The organism is Azoarcus sp. TTM-91 (assembly GCF_012911025.1).
Lineage (GTDB): Bacteria > Pseudomonadota > Gammaproteobacteria > Burkholderiales > Rhodocyclaceae > Azoarcus.
The window spans coordinates 17,164-32,072 of sequence record NZ_WUEI01000015.1 but is presented as its reverse complement, the minus strand read 5'-3'; the positions used below and the strand labels follow the sequence as shown (position 1 = coordinate 32,072).

Genomic DNA, 14,909 nt, shown 5'->3' with positions numbered 1-14,909 from the left:
ACTCACAGCCGCGGTTCTGGGTGCCCCAAAGCGTAACGCAGCAGAGGTTTGATGCGGGCCACCGCCGCCTCGCCCTCGGCAATCGCCTCAGCCGCCCGGTGGTAGTCCATCAAACCCAACTGGCCGACGCGCGGCGAGATCAGCACGTCTGCCGGCTCTCCAGCCAGGCGACTGCGGGCAATGCGCACCTGCATGATATTGATGCTGGCACCCAGAACCGTAATCAGCGAAGGCAGATCCTCGATCGCCTTCGCCTGAGCACCGTTCGCGCCCAAGCCCAATCGAGCCAGGAGACGGTCACTCCATGCGGCCTCCGTCTCCTCCGCGGGTACCGGCTCCATTTCTGCACGCCGCCAGGCGCGCCCAACCATGTCGGAGCCCAAATCAACCGCAATCACGAGCTCTGCTCCCATCGCCCGGCACAGGGAAACTGGAACAGGATTGACGAGCCCGCCGTCTACCAGCAAGCTCCCTTCCTGTATTACCGGGGTCATGAGACCAGGCAGTGCAATCGAGGCTCTCACCGCCTGCGCAACGCTGCCGCGATGAAGCCACACTTCCCGGCCGGTCGCAAGCTCGGTCGCCACGCAAGCAAAGCGGGTCTGCAACTCGGAGAATTCCCGGTCGACAAAGTTCCGCTCGAAAAACTGGATGAGCTTGGCCCCCTTGATCAAGCCGCCTCGCAGGCTGACGTCCAGCAGGGAAACCACATCCTGCCACTTGAGCGACTCCGCCCACTCCGTCAGCTTCTGCAAGTCACCCGAGGCCGCCGCCGCCCCGACGAAAGCACCAATGGAGCAACCGCAAACAACCTGCGGGACGATGCCCTCCGCCGCCAGCGCCTTCAGCACTCCGAGATGCGCCCAGCCGCGCGCGGCGCCGCTTCCCAGCGCCAGCCCGATAACTGGTCCGTCGCAGGAGAGCGGCGGGGCGGCAAGCGCGAGCTCCATCACGCCACCGCCAGACGCCATGTCAGTCGGGAATCCGCTCGGCGTACAAGTCGTGTACGTCGCAATCGGTAATGCGGACGCGGACGAAATCCCCAGGCGTCAAGCCCTCGCCGTCAGGGATAAGAACCAGACCGTCGATTTCGGGGGCGTCGCCAGGGGTACGGGCCAACGCGCCGTCTTCATCGATGTCGTCCACCAGAACTGTCATCTCGCGGCCGATCTTGGCTTCAAGGCGCTGGGTAGAGATGTCCTCCTGGAAGTCCATCAGGCGGGCCCGCCGCTCCTCGCGGATTTCGTCCGGCACCGGCTCTGCCAGCTCATTGGCCGCCGCGCCCTCCACCGGCGAGTAAGCGAACGCCCCCACCCGGTCCAGCTGCGCTTCTTCCAAGAAACCGAGCAGCATCTCGAAATCCTCTTCCGTTTCGCCGGGAAAACCCGTAATGAAAGTAGAGCGGATGGTCAGATCGGGGCAGATGCTGCGCCACTTGCGTACCCGCTCCAGGACATTCTCCGCGTTCGCGGGCCGCTTCATGGCCTTGAGAACGCGCGGACTGGCATGCTGGAAAGGCACGTCCAGGTAAGGAAGTATGTGTCCCTCCGCCATCAACGGGATCAGCTCATCGACGCTGGGATAAGGATAAACGTAGTGCATCCGTATCCAGATGCCCAGTTCCCCGAGCGCTTTCGCCAAGTCCAGCAAACGGGTCTTGACCGGCTTTCCGTTCCAGAAGCCCGTGCGGTACTTCACATCCACGCCGTAGGCTGAGGTGTCCTGGGAAATCACCAGGATCTCCTTGACACCCGAATCCGCCAGCGCCTCGGCTTCGCGCATCACCTCATGGATAGGCCGGCTGACAAGATCCCCTCGCATCGACGGAATGATGCAGAAGGTGCAACGGTGATTACAGCCCTCGGATATCTTGAGGTAAGCATAATGCTGGGGCGTCAGGCGAATACCCTGTGGCGGCACCAGATCGGTGAAGGGATCATGCGGCTTTGGCAGATGCTGATGGACCGCTTGCATTACCTCGTCGGTCGCGTGCGGCCCCGTCACGGCGAGCACCTGCGGATGAGCGGCGAGAACCACCCCATCCTTCGCACCCAGACAGCCGGTGACAATGACCTTGCCGTTCTCGGCCAACGCCTCGCCGATGGCATCCAATGACTCCTCGACGGCCGCGTCGATGAAGCCACAGGTGTTCACGACAACAATGTCGGCTTCGTCGTACGAACCGGAGATGGCATACCCTTCGGCGCGCAGTCGGGTCAGGATGTGTTCTGAATCGACTGTCGCCTTCGGACAGCCTAGAGAAACAAAACCGACGCGGGGCGCGTCGGGGGCTTTCAGGGTGCTCATACAGCTCCCGCTCGTAGGGGATGGCGCGATTCCCCTACAAGACCATCGGGGAGCCGCCGGGCGCCTTTACTTGTCGGCGCCGCTCTTGCCAGCGGAACCGGAGGCAGGCGCCTCCTTCTCATCCTTGCCGGCAGTCTTGTTGTAGGTTGGAAACTGGAAGCCCGAGAACATGTTGCGTGTCTGATTCTCGACCTGTTCCTGCATCTGCTGGAACATCCGCTTGGACTGCTCCACGTAGGTACCCATCATGCTCTGTAGCGCTGGGCCCTGAAAATTCATGAACTGGGCCCAGAGATCCTGACTCACCGGGCTGTTATCGCCATAGATGCTGCGAGCCTGCTCCTGCAGCTTGCCCTGCATGTCGGTGAAGGCCTTGATGTTGTTCTCGAGGTACTTGCCCATCATGCCCTGCATGGCGTTGCCATAGAAGCGGATCATGTGGGCCAGCAGATCACTGGTGAACATTGGGGCGCCGCCGGCCTCCTCCTCAAGGATGATCTGCAGCAGGATGCTGCGGGTCAGATCCTCGTTGGTCTTGGCGTCCACCACCTGGAACTCTTCGTGGTTGAGCACGAGTTCCTTGACGTCGGCCAAGGTGATGTAGGAACTGGTGCGGGTATCGTAGAGGCGGCGGTTCGGGTACTTCTTGATCAGGCGCGCTTGATCGGCCATATCGCTTATCTCCTCGGCGGCGGTCGTCCCGCTCTTGAATGTGGGGCAATTATACCGCGCGGCGAAAACAAAAACCCCGCCAATAGACGGGGTTACGCGTATCCGCGGACAGGCGGACAACAATCAGCACATGTGCAGACCGCCGTTGATGTTGATCGTGCTACCGGTGATATAGCCCGCCATATCCGACGAAAGATAGGCACACAGGCCACCAATTTCCTCCGGCTTGCCAAGACGCTTCATCGGCACGGAATCGATGATGGACTGACGGATATCGTCGCGGATGGCCATGACCATGTCGGTGCCGATGTAGCCCGGAGCGATGGCATTGACGGTAACACCCTTGGTTGCAAGCTCCTGGGCCAGCGCCTTGGTGAAGCCCAGCACGCCCGCCTTGGCCGTGGAGTAATTCGCCTGGCCGGCCTGACCCTTCACGCCGTTCACCGAAGAGATGTTGATGATCCGACCCCAGCCCCGCTCGGCCATCTTGGGCGAGATGTGGTGAGTCACGTTGAAGAGGCTGTTCAGATTGGTGTTGATCACCGCATCCCACTGGCCCTTCTCCATCTTGGGAAAGAACTTGTCGCGCGTGATGCCTGCGTTGTTGATCAGCACGTCCACCGGACCGATGTCCGCTTCGATCTTTTCGACCATTGCCTTGCAGGACTCGTAGTCGGATACGTCACCTTCGGCCGCAGCAAAGTCAAACCCGAGCGCCTTCTGCTTTTCCAGCCAGGCGTCCTTCTCGGGGAAGCCGGGCAGACAGTTGGCAACGACCTTCATGCCATCCTTGGCCAGGGCCTGACAAATCGCGGTGCCCAAGCCGCCCATGGCGCCGGTAACGAGTGCGACTTTCTGAGTCATGTCGAATCCTTCTGCAACGGTTTTCGGAACCGGGAGCATGCGGAATGGCTTTCCCGCCAACATCCCTGTGTGCATGCGGCAACGCGTCAGCCGCTTGGCGCTGGCATTATAGTCACAATATTGGTGCGATGTTGCGACGCAATACACTAAATTGGAACGGCGCCCGCAGGTGCGAGGCGCCGTCGTTTTTGTGCCTTGATCTCCCGCCGCGGGCGGAAGCAAAGGTGACGTTAGAACATGTGCTGGCCGCCGTTGATGGAGATGTTCGCGCCCGTCACGAATGCCGCCTCTTCGGAGGACAGATAGGCCACCAGGCCGGCGATTTCCTCCGGTTTGCCGAGACGTCCCACCGGGATCTGCGGCAGGATCTTGGAGTCGAGAATCTCCTGCGGGATCGCCGTCACCATCTTGGTGCCGATGTAGCCCGGCGAGATGGTATTCACCGTCACCCCGCTGCGGGCCACTTCCAGCGCCAGCGCCTTGGTGAAACCGTGCATGCCTGCCTTGGCGGCGGAATAGTTGGTCTGGCCGAAAGCACCCTTCTGGCCATTCACCGACGAGACGTTGATCACCCGCCCCCACTTGCGCTCGACCATGCCGTCCATGACCTGCTTGGTCATGTTGAACACCGAATCCAGGTTGGTGCGCATTACCGCATCCCAATCCGCTTTGGTCATCTTGCGGAAAGTCATGTCACGCGTGATGCCGGCATTGTTGACAAGCACCTCCACCGGCCCGACATCTTCAGTCACTTGCGCAACGCAGACTTGCGCCGACTCGAAGTCAGCCACATCGCAGGGATAGCCTTTGAAGCCGTAGCCCATATTGTTCATGCCCTGCAACCACTCAGCCGCCTTGCTGTTGCCCGGCGAATGCGTAGTCACCACCCGGTAGCCCAAGGCTGCGAGCTTGATGCACACCGCTTCGCCCAGCCCTCCCATACCACCGGTAACGAGTGCGACTCTGGACATATTTCCTCCTCCTCTCCCGTTGTTTTCCGTTCGGGGAGGGTATCGATCATCCGGCAGCGCCCTCCCCTCCGCTACCGCTGACCTGAGCGCCGCAGCGCTCAAGCCTTGGCTCTGACGTACCGCCCAGGCGCCGGCTCTATCGGTTCAAAGCGCGGGCTGCCCAGCCGCTGGCGGGCCGCAACCTGCTTGCCGCCGTATGGCCTCAGCCACTGTATCCAGTGCAACCACCAACTGCCCTTCTGCTCGGCGGCACCTTCCAGCCAGGCATCCGGATCCGCCACGGCCGCTTCACTGGTCCAGTAACTGCGCTTGTTCTTGGAGGCGGGGTTGATCGCCCCAGCGATATGGCCGCTTGCGCCAAGCACGAAAGTCACCTCGCCACCCAGCAGGTTGCGGCCGAGATAGGCACTCTTCCACGGGACGATGTGATCCTCCTTGGTGGCGATCAGGTAGGCCGGCGCATCCACCCGTCCGAGGTCCACCTTCTGCCCCAGCATCTTCAGGCGGCCCGGCACCCGGAGGTTGTTCTCCAGGTACATATTGCGCAGGTACCAGGTAAGGAAGGGGCCAGGCAGGTTGGTGGCGTCCGAGTTCCAGTACAGCAGATCGAAGGCCTGCGGCTTCTGACCCTTCAGGTAGTTGCCGACCACGTATTGCCAGATCAGGTCATTGGCACGCAGCGAAGAAAACACATTCGCCAGTTCCTGGCCCTTGAGCAGCCCGCCCTTACCGATGGCCGCCTCACGCGCCGCCACACTGGCCTCGTCCACCAGACAACCGATCTCGCCGGCATCGGCGAAATCCAGCAACGTGGTCATCAGCGTCAGGCTGGCCACCGGTTCTTCTCCGCGGGCCCGCGCCACCGCCAGGGCAGAGGCCAGCAAGGTCCCGCCTACGCAGAAACCGAGCGCATTCGGCTTTTTCACCTTGGTAACGGCACGCACCACGTCCAGCGCGGTCAACACGCCTTTCTCGAGGTAATCGTCCCAACCGAAATGCGCCTCATCCAGGCCAGGGTTCTTCCACGACACCAGGAACACGGTGTAGCCCTGCTCGACGATGAAGCGCACCAGGGAGTTCTCCGGCTGGAGATCCATGATGTAGAACTTATTGATGCAGGGAGGCACGATCAGCAGCGGCACCTGAGCGACCTTGGCCGTCAGGGGCGCGTACTGGATCAGCTGGATGAGCTCGTTCTCGAAGATGACCGAGCCCGGACTGATGGCGATATTGCGGCCGATCTCGAAGGCCTCGTCGTCGGTCATCGAGATCCTGCCCTTCTCGAGGTCGGACAGCAGGTTCTGGATGCCGCGGGTAATGCTCTCGCCCTTGGTATCGATCGCGGTCCGGATGAACTCGGGGTTGGTGGCGGCGAAATTGGTGGGCGCGAAGGCGTCGATGTACTGGCGGGTCAGGTACTGGATACGGGACTTGGCCCGGCCGTCGGCGATGGGCAGTTCGTCGGCCACGTTGCGCAGAAAGCCGGCGTTGAGCAGATAGGCTTGCCGCACATAATCAAAGACCGGGCTGGCGGACCACTCCGGCGCGTTGAAGCGACGGTCGCCCGGCTCAGGAGCGGCAACCTGGGCCTGCTCCTCGCCGGCCTTGCGGGACAGCATGGTGGACCACAAAGCGGCGTGCTTCTCGGCGAACTCCTTCTGCAGCCGCATCAGCGTCTCCGCCTCCGGCATCGGCAAGGGTGGCACCTGACCAGCCCCCTGCACTGCGCTCTGCTGCTTGGCCATGAGGTCGAAGAAATTACGTGCCATTTCCTGGCCGGCGACGAACATGGCCTGCATCGCGGCAGTTCCCTGCTTGTCATTCGATTCGGACATCAGTCTCTCCTGAGACGCCGCCCGCGAGTGCGCACAGCTCCGCCTGCACGCATCTACCCCGGACGCTACGGGGCTCCCTCGACGGGTAGAATCGGTTCATGTACGTGATCGCAATCGCCTGGCTGTACGTCGCCCTGCTCGCAGCGGTGTCGGATGACACCGTGGTCGGCGGGGCGCTCACTTTCATCTTCTACGGCGCTGCGCCTCTTGCGCTTTTCCTGTGGATATTCGGCACGCCCGCCCGGCGGCGCAAGCTGCGTCAGCAACAGGCGGACGAGAGCCTCCACGATAGAGCTGATTCGGATGGCAAGCAATAGCGTCAGGCCAATGCCTAGCGCTTAAGCCTCAGCCCGGCGTGCCGGCTCCCGCCACACCAGGGAAGCGAATCGGCCGGTGGCGCCCTCGCGCCGATAGGAATAGAAGCGCAGGCTGTCAGAATACGTGCATTCCCCCCCGCCGTAGATCCGTGACACTCCCGCACGGACGAGGCGCAGGCGGGCAAGGGCGTACAGATCCGCCAGCCATTTCCCGGGCTCTGCCGAGGAAACGAAGCCGTCTGCCGCGGCCGGGTCGCTGTCCAGGAATGCCGCCCTGACCTCGCCACCGACCTCGAAGGCGGCGGGACCTATCGCCGGGCCCAGCCAGGCGAGCACGTTCGAAGGCGCCACACCCATGCGTGCAACCGTCGCCTCCAGCACGCCCGCGACCAGTCCGCGCCATCCGGCATGAGCGGCAGCAACGACCTCGCCTTCGTCATCACAGAACAATACCGGCAGGCAATCCGCCGTCATCACCGCGCAGACCACGCCTGGACGGCGCGCCACCGAAGCATCGGCTCGCGGCAGGCCGCTGGCTGAGTCCGCATCCGCCACAGCCACCCCATGCACTTGCTCCAGCCAGACCGGCTCGGCTGGCAGCAGGCGCCGCAGGCGACCGCGGTTCTCGGCAACGGCTTCCGCCAGATCGCCCACATGGCCGCCCAGGTTCAGACTGCCATAGGGCGCTTGACTGACACCGCCCGCGCGGGTGGTGACCAAGGCGCGCACGTTCGCCGGCGCCGGCCAGCCGGGAATCAGGACGTCGGACATTCCACCTCCTTGCTTCCCAGCAAGCGCAACAAATCGGCGAAATCGGCGGGCAGCGGCGCGTTCCACGTCAGTTCCTCACCGGTGGCCGGATGCACCAGCCCCAGCCTGAAGGCATGCAGCGCCTGCCGGGGAAAGGCATCCATCGCCGCAACACCGGTGCGCCGCTGTCCATAGACCGGATCGCCGATCAAGGGATGGCCGATATGCGCCATGTGCACCCGGATCTGGTGGGTACGGCCAGTCTCCAGCCTGCACTCGACCAGTGCCGCGCGGTCCAGCCGCTCGCGCAAGGAATAGCGGGTAACCGCCGGCCTGCCGCCCTGCACCACCGCCATCTTGATGCGCTGGCTGGGGTGCCGGCCTATAGGGGCCTCCACTGTGCCCATCATGCCGGGCTCGCCCTGCACCAGCGCCAGGTAGTGGCGCTTCACGGTACGCGCCTGCAACTGGCGGATGAGGTCGGTCTGCGCCGCCAGGGTCTTGGCCACCACCAGCAGGCCGCTGGTGTCTTTGTCCAGCCGGTGCACGATGCCGGCGCGGGGTATCGCAGCGACTTCCGGGGCGTGGTGCAGCAGCGCATTGAGCAGCGTGCCGCTCCAGTTGCCACTGCCGGGATGGACGACCAGCCCGGCCGGCTTGTCGATCACCAGGATGTTGGCGTCCTCGAACACCACACTCAGCGGAATGTCCTCCGGCAGTGCCGCGGTGGCCGCCGGCAGTGGCGCCTCGTCGATCTCCAGCGCTTCGCCACCCCAGACCTTGTGCTTGGCATCCGGCGAAACACCGTTCAACCGGATGCGCCCATCCTTCAGCCAGGACTGCAGCCGGCTGCGGGAATGTTCGGGAAAGAGCCGGGCCAGCGCCTGATCCAGCCTCAGACCGGCGAAGTCCGCAGGAATGCTCAGTTCACGACAAGAACCCGCCTCGTCCGCTGGGCTATAATCCTCAAGTTCATTCACGCGAGTGTTATCGATGGCTAGGTTCACCCTCGGAAGTTTAGCGGTTATCGGCGCCCTGCTCATTGGCGGCTGCAGTGGTGTGCCGGACCTCAACGACGAAACTGCGGGCTGGAATGCCCAGAAGCTCTACTCCGAGGCGAAATCGTCGATGAACGAGGGCGGGTACGACCGCGCCATCCAGTTGTTCGAGAAGCTGGAGGCCCGATATCCCTACGGCCGCTACGCCCAGCAGGCGCAGATCGAGGTTGCCTACGCCTACTACAAACAGGGCGAGGCGGCGCTCTCCATCGCAGCGGCCGACCGCTTCATCAAGCTGCACCCCAACCACCCCAATGTGGATTACGTCTATTACCTGAAAGGGCTGGTGAATTTCAACGAGGATCTCGGCCTGCTCGCCGGCCTGTCCAACCAGGATTTGTCCGAGCGCGACCCCAAGGGTGCCCACGAAGCTTTCGACACCTTCCGCGACCTCGTCACCCGCTTCCCGGAGAGCCGCTATTCCGAGGACGCCCGCCAGCGCATGCGTTACCTGGTGAACTCCCTGGCTGCGCATGAAGTGCATGTATCGCGCTATTACTACCGCCGTGGCGCCTATGTGGCTGCGATCAACCGCGCCCAGGCGGCGATCACGTCCTACCCGAACGCGCCGGCCAACGAAGAAGCGCTGTACCTGCTGGTGAAAAGCTATGAAGCCCTGGGCATGAACGACCTGCGCGAGGACGCCGATCGCGTGCTGCGCAAGAACTTCCCCAACAGCGTCTACTACAGCGGCGGCCCGGCGGATAGCCGGCCGTGGTGGCAACTCTGGTAAGCGCCCGGGCAAGCCGATGAAAAACGCCGCTTCCGCGGCAATGCCGTTCAGTTAGCGCTGAGCGGCATTTTTATTTTGTGCGCAAGTTGTTGTAAACATGAGTAAAGGCTGTGAACGTCTGGTTCGATGTTTTCGAGCCAACTTCACGCGACAACGGATGTCTGAGGTGCCCCACGTTTTCCGCCTTCCAACGGGTCGTTCTCAGGCTGCCCTTTCTTGCTGATGCTGTCGTTCGATCCAGCTCTGCAGGAACGTGGTGGGCGACAGATATCCCGAGGTGAAGTGGCGGCGTTTCCGATGTAGAACACGGCGATGTACTGGAACAGATCGCTCGTGGCCTCGTTGCGGGTCGCGTCGCGCACGCCATGAACCTGCTCATCCTTGAGGCTGTTGAAGAAGCTCTCGGCGGGGGCGTTGTCCCAGCAGTTGCCCTTGCGCGACATCGATCCGCACATGCCGTAGGTAGCCAGGCGGGCTTGGTAAGCATGACTGGCGTATCGGCTTCCTCGGTCGGAGTGGAACAGCACCCCAGGTTCGGGCCGGCGGCATGGCTCCGGGAAAACCGCCGGCTCATCTCGTTCGACTGCGCGCCCAAATGCAATTTGCCATCGTCGAAAAACGACGGGGGCGTCGATGCCCCGTGTCGTCAAAGCCCTGTCCAAACGCTATACCGTCCGTTACCAAAAAAAAGACATTAACCGAACGGCATTACCGCCTTCGCGGCGTTTTTTATGCTTCCCGTGGTGCTCCCCTGTACCGGAATCAACCCCGGCCGTAGGTGTCCTCGAAGCGCACGATGTCGTCCTCGCCCAGGTAGGAGCCGGACTGCACCTCTATCATCTCCAACGGCACCTTGCCCGGGTTCTCCAGCCGGTGGGTGGTGCCCAGCGGAATGTAGGTGGACTGGTTCTCCGCCAGCAGGAAACTCTCCTCGCCGCGGGTGACGCGGGCGGTGCCACGCACGACGATCCAGTGCTCGGCGCGGTGGTGGTGCATTTGCAGGCTCAGCTGGGCGCCAGGCTTGACCACGATGCGCTTCACCTGAAAGCGGTCGCCGGCATCAATGGAGTCGTAGAAGCCCCAGGGGCGATGGACCTTGCGGTGCATGTCCGCCTGCGGCCGGGCATTGGCCTTCAGCCGCGCCACCAGCTTCTTCACGTCCTGGGTGCGGTCGCGGCGGGCGACCAGCACCGCGTCCGGCGTTTCCACCACCACCAGACCGTCCACGCCCAGGCAGGTCACCATGCGGTCGGAAGCATGGACCAGGCTGTCGCGGGTGTCCTCCAGCAGCACGTCGCCGCGCACCGCGTTGCCGTCGCCATCGCGCTCGGCCAGGGTCCACAGCGCATCCCACGCGCCAACGTCGGACCAGCCCGCCTCCAGCGGCACGACCCGCGGCGGAACGCCCAGCTCCGGCGCGCCGGCGAGCTTCTCCATCACCGCATAGTCGATGGAATCCGACGGGCAGACCGCGAAGGCATCGCGACCGACACGGACGAAGTCGCTGTCCTGCTTCGCCGCCTCGTAGGCGCTGCGGCAGGCGGCCGCCATCTCCGGCGCGAAATGGGCGATGGCTTTCAGCCACACGCTGGCGCGCAGCAGGAAGAGGCCGCTGTTCCACAGATAACCTTCGGCGATGTAGCGGGCGGCGGTGTCCGCGTCCGGCTTCTCGACGAAGGCCTCCACCGCCAATGCGCCCTCGCCCACCGCCGCGCCGGGGCGGATATAGCCGTAACCGGTTTCCGGCCGGTCGGGCACGATGCCGAAGGTGACCATGGCGCCCTCCACCGCAGCCGCCAGGCCGATATCGATGGCCCGGTGGAAGGCAGCGCGGTCGCGGATCACATGGTCCGCCGGCATCACCAGCAGCAGCGCATCCTCGCCCGCGCTTTCGGCCACCAGCGCCGCCAGCGTCAGCGCCGGCGCGGTGTTACGGCCGACCGGCTCCAGCACCACCCGGTCGGTCGCATGGCCACACAGTTGCAACTGCTCCGCGGTGATGAAGCGGTACTCCTCGTTGCAGACGACGATGGGGGCGGCGGCCACCGGCGCCCGGCCTCCGAAGCCTTCCAGCCGCCGGGCGGTGGCCTGCAGCATGGTGTCGTCGCCGGACAGGGCCAGCAGCTGCTTGGGATAGCGTTCGCGGGACAAGGGCCACAGGCGGGTGCCGGAGCCGCCGGAAAGGATGACGGGTTGGAGCTTCATGTCGGAATTCGCCAAGAGTTGGACCAGCGCCGGCAGCGCGCCGGCCAAGGGCATCAGCATACGCGAAAGGGTCGGCCCGTTGAGGGTCGGCCCGTTGCGGGTCAGCCCCTTGCAGGCAGGCCCATCACGGAGGCCGACTCATAGGCGCTGCGGCCCATGCCGGGCCAGCCCCTGGCGCTCCAACCCCCCACGCCCGACAGCCGCCACCCGCAAGCCAGAGTGCCATTGGAAACGGGCCGCAGCGCGCGCCCCGTCGGAAGAAGGGAACAACGCGGTGCGGCCCGTTTCACTTCACCTCGCCCCCGCCGGCAACCGTGGAGCGGAGCAAGGTTCAACCCGGTTCAGCCCTCGTGGAACTGGCCCTGGCTGCGCAGCGCCAGGCGCTGCAGCAGCGGCGACACCCGGTAGCGCTCCTCGCCGTAGTGCTCGCGCAGGTTCAACAGCACGCGGGCGACGAAGCCCAGGCCCAGTTGGTCGGCCCAGGACAGCGGCCCCTTCGGGTAATTGGTGCCGAAGCGCATCGCGGTATCGATGTCGGCGGCGTTGCCTATGCCCTGCAGCACCGCGTCCGAACCCTCGTTGGCGAGCATGGCCACCGTGCGCAGCGCCACCATGCCGGCGATGTCGTCGATGCGGCTCACCACGATGCCGGCACGCTGCAGCGTGCCCACCACCGCGCCCCAGGCACCGTGGCCGCAGTCGTCGGAGCGGCTCAGCAGCAGGCGCGGCGTGGTGGCGTAGTCCAGGCAGAGGTCGAACAGCACCAGGTTGGCGATGCCTTCCTCGGCGGCGCGGCGGGAGGCGGTACGGCCGTCGGACAGCGCCAGCCGGGCGGAGCCGATTTCCAGCCAGCCCTGCACGCCGGCGTCGCCGGATTCGCGGCGCACTTCCACGCCGGCGCTTTCCAGGCGGCCGATCAACGTGGCGGCAGCACCGAGGTCGCCCACCGCGGTCACCGGCAGATCGGCGGTGTGCAACTCTTCCTGCTGTGCCTGCGGCTTGGCCGCGCCTTCGGCGTAGTTGTAGAAACCCCGGCCGCTCTTGCGGCCCAGGCGGCCGGCGGCGACGAGTTCCTGCTGGATCAGGCTGGGGGCGAAGCGGCGGTCGCCGAAGTAGGCGTCGAACACCGAGTTGGTGACCGCGAAGTTCACATCGTGGCCGATCAGGTCCATCAGCTCGAACGGGCCCATCGGGAAATTGCAGCCCTCGCGCAGCGCGGCATCCACCGTCGCCGGCTCGGCGGCGCGCTCGGCCAGCACCCGCAGCGCCTCGGAGTAGAACGGGCGGGCAACGCGGTTCACGATGAAGCCCGGGGTGGACTTCGCATGCACCGGCACCTTGCCCCAGGCCTTGGCGGTGGCGTACAGGGTTTCGGCGATGGCGGGATCGGTGGCGAGGCCGGAGACGATCTCGACCAGCTTCATGCGCGGCGCCGGGTTGAAGAAGTGCAGGCCCCCCAGCCGTTCCGGCCGCGCCAGCGCGGCGGCCATGGCGGTGATGGACAGCGAGGAGGTGTTGCTCGCCAGGATGGCGTCGGCCGGCAGCAGGGCTTCCAGCTGCTTGAACAGCGACTGCTTCACCTCGAGGTTCTCGACGATGGCTTCGATGGCGAGGCCGGCGTCCGCCGCCTGGGCGAGGTCGGTCACCGCCGTCACCCGGCCCAGCACCGCCGCGCGTTCGGCCTCGTCCATCTTGCCCTTGGAAACGAGGAAGGCGAGGTCCTTGCCGATGCCGGCGATGCCGCGCTCTATCGCCTCCGCCCGGGTGTCGTAGAGGTACACCGGGTGGCCGGCGGCCGCCGCAACGTGCGCGATACCCGCGCCCATCGCACCGGCACCAATCACCAGAACGCTCGTTTGGGGATTCAGTGCTGCCATTTGTATTTCTTCTCCACTAGTACGCGCCGCACCGCCGCCGGCACACCGCCCTTCCAGGGCGGCGCACGCAATGGCGTGGGGCGCTTCAGGTCAGTCGTCCAGACCGATGAAGCTGCTCTTGGGGTTGCCGCAATCCGGGCACACCCAATCCTCAGGCACGGCTTCCCAAGGCGTACCCGCCGGGATGCCGTCTTCGGGCAGTCCCTGCTCCTCGTCGTAGGGAAAGAAGCAGGCGCCACATTGGTATTTGGCCATGATCGTTATCCTTTTGTCTCGATTCGGGGTTGGAAAAACAGGCGAGCGGGTGAAAAACCGGGTCCGCTCCGCCCCGGTCACGCCTCTGCGGGCGCGATCAACAGCTTGCCCGGCGCCTTGCGCCCGGCCAGCATCTGCAACGCTTCGGCGCCGCGCGACAAGGGGTAGCGGGTGCTGATCCGCGGCCGCAGGCTGCCGTCGGCGAAGCCGGCCAGCACCCGGCCGACCTGCTCCGCCGCCCGCGCCGGCTCGCGCCGCAGCAATTCATCCCAGAACACGCCGCTGGCCTCGCAGCCCTTGAGCAGCAGCAAGTTGGCCGGCAGGCGGGGAATCTCCCCGGCGGCGAAGCCGATCACCAGCACACGGCCGCGCCAGGCTGTGGCGCGCAAGGCACTCTCGGTGAAGGCGCCGCCGACGACGTCCATCACCACATCCGCGCCCCGGCCGGCGGTCACCTCCTTCACCGCTTCCTTCAGATCCTGCCGGCTGTAGTCGATGCCGACATCGGCGCCGGCCTCGCGGCACAGCGCCAGCCGTTCAGGCGAACTGGCGGCGGCGATCACCCGCGCGCCGGCGGCATGGGCGATCTGCACCGCCGCCAGGCCGACGCCGCCGGCCGCGCCCAGCACCAGCACGGTTTCGCCGGCGGCCAGGCGGCCACGGTCATGCAGCGCGAACCAGGCGGTGCCGTAGGCCACCAGCCCGGCGGCGGCGCAGTCGAAATCCACCTCCTGCGGCAGCCGCCAGGTCTGGCTGGCGCGGGCGCGGCACAGCTCGGCGTCGCCACCGTGGGAGGTGAAGGCGCAGACGCGGTCGCCGACCTGGAAGCCGGCCACGCCCTCGCCCACCGCCACCACCGTGCCGGCCACCTCGCCGCCGGGGGCGAAGGGCAGCGGCGGCTTGATCTGGTACTTACCCTGCACGATCAGGGTGTCGTAGAAATTCACGCCGGCGGCAAGCACCCGCAGCACCAGCTCGCCGGCGGCCGGCTGCGGATCGGGCAGCTCGCCCAGCCGCAGGGCGGCGATGCCCTCGTTGCGGTCGCAGATCAGCGCGCGCATGGCC

Annotated in this window: 14 protein-coding genes and 1 pseudogene; 2 read left to right on the top strand and 13 right to left on the bottom strand. The window is 65.1% G+C overall.

What is annotated here, in order from left to right; translation table 11 throughout:
• Positions 1-2 precede the first annotated feature (2 nt).
• From rssA to phaC, 6 genes are all read right to left on the bottom strand, one after another.
• Entirely contained in the window at positions 3-950 is a 948-nt protein-coding gene (rssA, locus tag GRF61_RS06720; protein ID WP_248281142.1) for a patatin-like phospholipase RssA, read from the bottom strand.
• 22 nt (positions 951-972) lie between these two features.
• Positions 973-2,307: a 30S ribosomal protein S12 methylthiotransferase RimO gene (gene rimO, locus GRF61_RS06715; RefSeq protein ID WP_169149907.1), complete on the bottom strand. Its 1,335-nt coding sequence runs from the start codon at positions 2,305-2,307 to the stop codon at positions 973-975.
• A gap of 66 nt (positions 2,308-2,373) precedes the next feature.
• A complete protein-coding gene (gene phaR / locus GRF61_RS06710; RefSeq protein WP_169149906.1) occupies positions 2,374-2,979 on the bottom strand; it encodes a polyhydroxyalkanoate synthesis repressor PhaR in 606 nt (201 codons plus the stop codon).
• 123 nt (positions 2,980-3,102) lie between these two features.
• Entirely contained in the window at positions 3,103-3,843 is a 741-nt protein-coding gene (locus GRF61_RS06705; RefSeq protein ID WP_169149905.1) for a beta-ketoacyl-ACP reductase, read from the bottom strand.
• A gap of 230 nt (positions 3,844-4,073) precedes the next feature.
• Complete coding sequence (gene phbB, locus GRF61_RS06700; RefSeq protein WP_169149904.1) at positions 4,074-4,814, bottom strand: acetoacetyl-CoA reductase; 741 nt, start codon at positions 4,812-4,814, stop codon at positions 4,074-4,076.
• Positions 4,815-4,912: 98 nt separating this feature from the next.
• The gene (gene phaC, locus GRF61_RS06695; RefSeq protein WP_169149903.1) at positions 4,913-6,649 is read right to left on the bottom strand and encodes a class I poly(R)-hydroxyalkanoic acid synthase; all 1,737 of its coding nucleotides are present in this window, start codon (positions 6,647-6,649) and stop codon (positions 4,913-4,915) included.
• A gap of 98 nt (positions 6,650-6,747) precedes the next feature.
• Here phaC and GRF61_RS06690 point away from each other — a divergent pair, with 98 nt between their 5' ends.
• Entirely contained in the window at positions 6,748-6,966 is a 219-nt protein-coding gene (locus GRF61_RS06690; RefSeq protein ID WP_169149902.1) for a hypothetical protein, read from the top strand.
• A gap of 21 nt (positions 6,967-6,987) precedes the next feature.
• Here GRF61_RS06690 and pgeF read toward each other — a convergent pair whose 3' ends face one another.
• Positions 6,988-7,737: a peptidoglycan editing factor PgeF gene (pgeF, locus tag GRF61_RS06685; RefSeq protein WP_169149901.1), complete on the bottom strand. Its 750-nt coding sequence runs from the start codon at positions 7,735-7,737 to the stop codon at positions 6,988-6,990.
• Positions 7,722-8,723 (bottom strand): 23S rRNA pseudouridine(1911/1915/1917) synthase RluD, encoded by a 1,002-nt coding sequence (rluD, locus tag GRF61_RS06680; RefSeq protein ID WP_348982356.1) that lies wholly within the window; start codon positions 8,721-8,723, stop codon positions 7,722-7,724. Before rluD ends, pgeF begins: the two co-directional genes overlap by 16 nt.
• On the opposite strand from rluD, the gene GRF61_RS06675 reads away from it, so the two are divergent.
• Positions 8,710-9,507 carry an outer membrane protein assembly factor BamD gene (locus GRF61_RS06675; RefSeq protein ID WP_169149899.1) on the top strand — a complete coding sequence of 266 codons (798 nt, stop codon included), beginning with the start codon at positions 8,710-8,712 and terminating at the stop codon, positions 9,505-9,507. The two genes, rluD and GRF61_RS06675, sit on opposite strands and share 14 nt — an antisense overlap.
• A gap of 201 nt (positions 9,508-9,708) precedes the next feature.
• On the opposite strand, the pseudogene GRF61_RS06670 reads toward GRF61_RS06675, so the two are convergent.
• The 5 genes and pseudogenes from GRF61_RS06670 to GRF61_RS06650 form a co-directional block, all read right to left on the bottom strand.
• Positions 9,709-10,052: pseudogene (locus GRF61_RS06670) on the bottom strand (IS3 family transposase); the annotation flags it as partial.
• Between the two features lie 217 nt (positions 10,053-10,269).
• Complete coding sequence (locus GRF61_RS06665) at positions 10,270-11,712, bottom strand: mannose-1-phosphate guanylyltransferase/mannose-6-phosphate isomerase (RefSeq protein ID WP_169149897.1); 1,443 nt, start codon at positions 11,710-11,712, stop codon at positions 10,270-10,272.
• Positions 11,713-12,053: 341 nt separating this feature from the next.
• Positions 12,054-13,589, bottom strand: coding sequence for a 3-hydroxyacyl-CoA dehydrogenase PaaH (gene paaH, locus GRF61_RS06660; RefSeq protein WP_169149896.1), 1,536 nt, complete (start codon positions 13,587-13,589; stop codon positions 12,054-12,056).
• A 90-nt stretch (positions 13,590-13,679) separates the two neighbouring features.
• On the bottom strand, positions 13,680-13,844 hold the full coding sequence (locus tag GRF61_RS06655) for a rubredoxin (protein WP_133592872.1): 165 nt from the start codon (positions 13,842-13,844) through the stop codon (positions 13,680-13,682).
• 77 nt (positions 13,845-13,921) lie between these two features.
• Positions 13,922-14,905, bottom strand: coding sequence for an NADPH:quinone oxidoreductase family protein (locus GRF61_RS06650; protein ID WP_169149895.1), 984 nt, complete (start codon positions 14,903-14,905; stop codon positions 13,922-13,924).
• Positions 14,906-14,909 lie beyond the last annotated feature (4 nt).

Excerpts from the sequence above, each read along its gene's own strand:
- GRF61_RS06705 (WP_169149905.1), bottom strand. The coding sequence starts at position 3,843 with ATGACTCAGAAAGTCGCACTCGTTACCGGCGCCATGGGCGGCTTGGGC.
- GRF61_RS06690 (WP_169149902.1), top strand. The coding sequence starts at position 6,748 with ATGTACGTGATCGCAATCGCCTGGCTGTACGTCGCCCTGCTCGCAGCG.
- phbB (WP_169149904.1), bottom strand. The coding sequence starts at position 4,814 with ATGTCCAGAGTCGCACTCGTTACCGGTGGTATGGGAGGGCTGGGCGAA.
- rssA (WP_248281142.1), bottom strand. The coding sequence starts at position 950 with ATGGAGCTCGCGCTTGCCGCCCCGCCGCTCTCCTGCGACGGACCAGTT.
- GRF61_RS06665 (WP_169149897.1), bottom strand. The coding sequence starts at position 11,712 with ATGAAGCTCCAACCCGTCATCCTTTCCGGCGGCTCCGGCACCCGCCTG.
- paaH (WP_169149896.1), bottom strand. The coding sequence starts at position 13,589 with ATGGCAGCACTGAATCCCCAAACGAGCGTTCTGGTGATTGGTGCCGGT.
- phaR (WP_169149906.1), bottom strand. The coding sequence starts at position 2,979 with ATGGCCGATCAAGCGCGCCTGATCAAGAAGTACCCGAACCGCCGCCTC.
- GRF61_RS06650 (WP_169149895.1), bottom strand. The coding sequence starts at position 14,905 with ATGCGCGCGCTGATCTGCGACCGCAACGAGGGCATCGCCGCCCTGCGG.
- phaC (WP_169149903.1), bottom strand. The coding sequence starts at position 6,649 with ATGTCCGAATCGAATGACAAGCAGGGAACTGCCGCGATGCAGGCCATG.
- GRF61_RS06655 (WP_133592872.1), bottom strand. The coding sequence starts at position 13,844 with ATGGCCAAATACCAATGTGGCGCCTGCTTCTTTCCCTACGACGAGGAG.
- pgeF (WP_169149901.1), bottom strand. The coding sequence starts at position 7,737 with ATGTCCGACGTCCTGATTCCCGGCTGGCCGGCGCCGGCGAACGTGCGC.
- rimO (WP_169149907.1), bottom strand. The coding sequence starts at position 2,307 with ATGAGCACCCTGAAAGCCCCCGACGCGCCCCGCGTCGGTTTTGTTTCT.
- GRF61_RS06675 (WP_169149899.1), top strand. The coding sequence starts at position 8,710 with ATGGCTAGGTTCACCCTCGGAAGTTTAGCGGTTATCGGCGCCCTGCTC.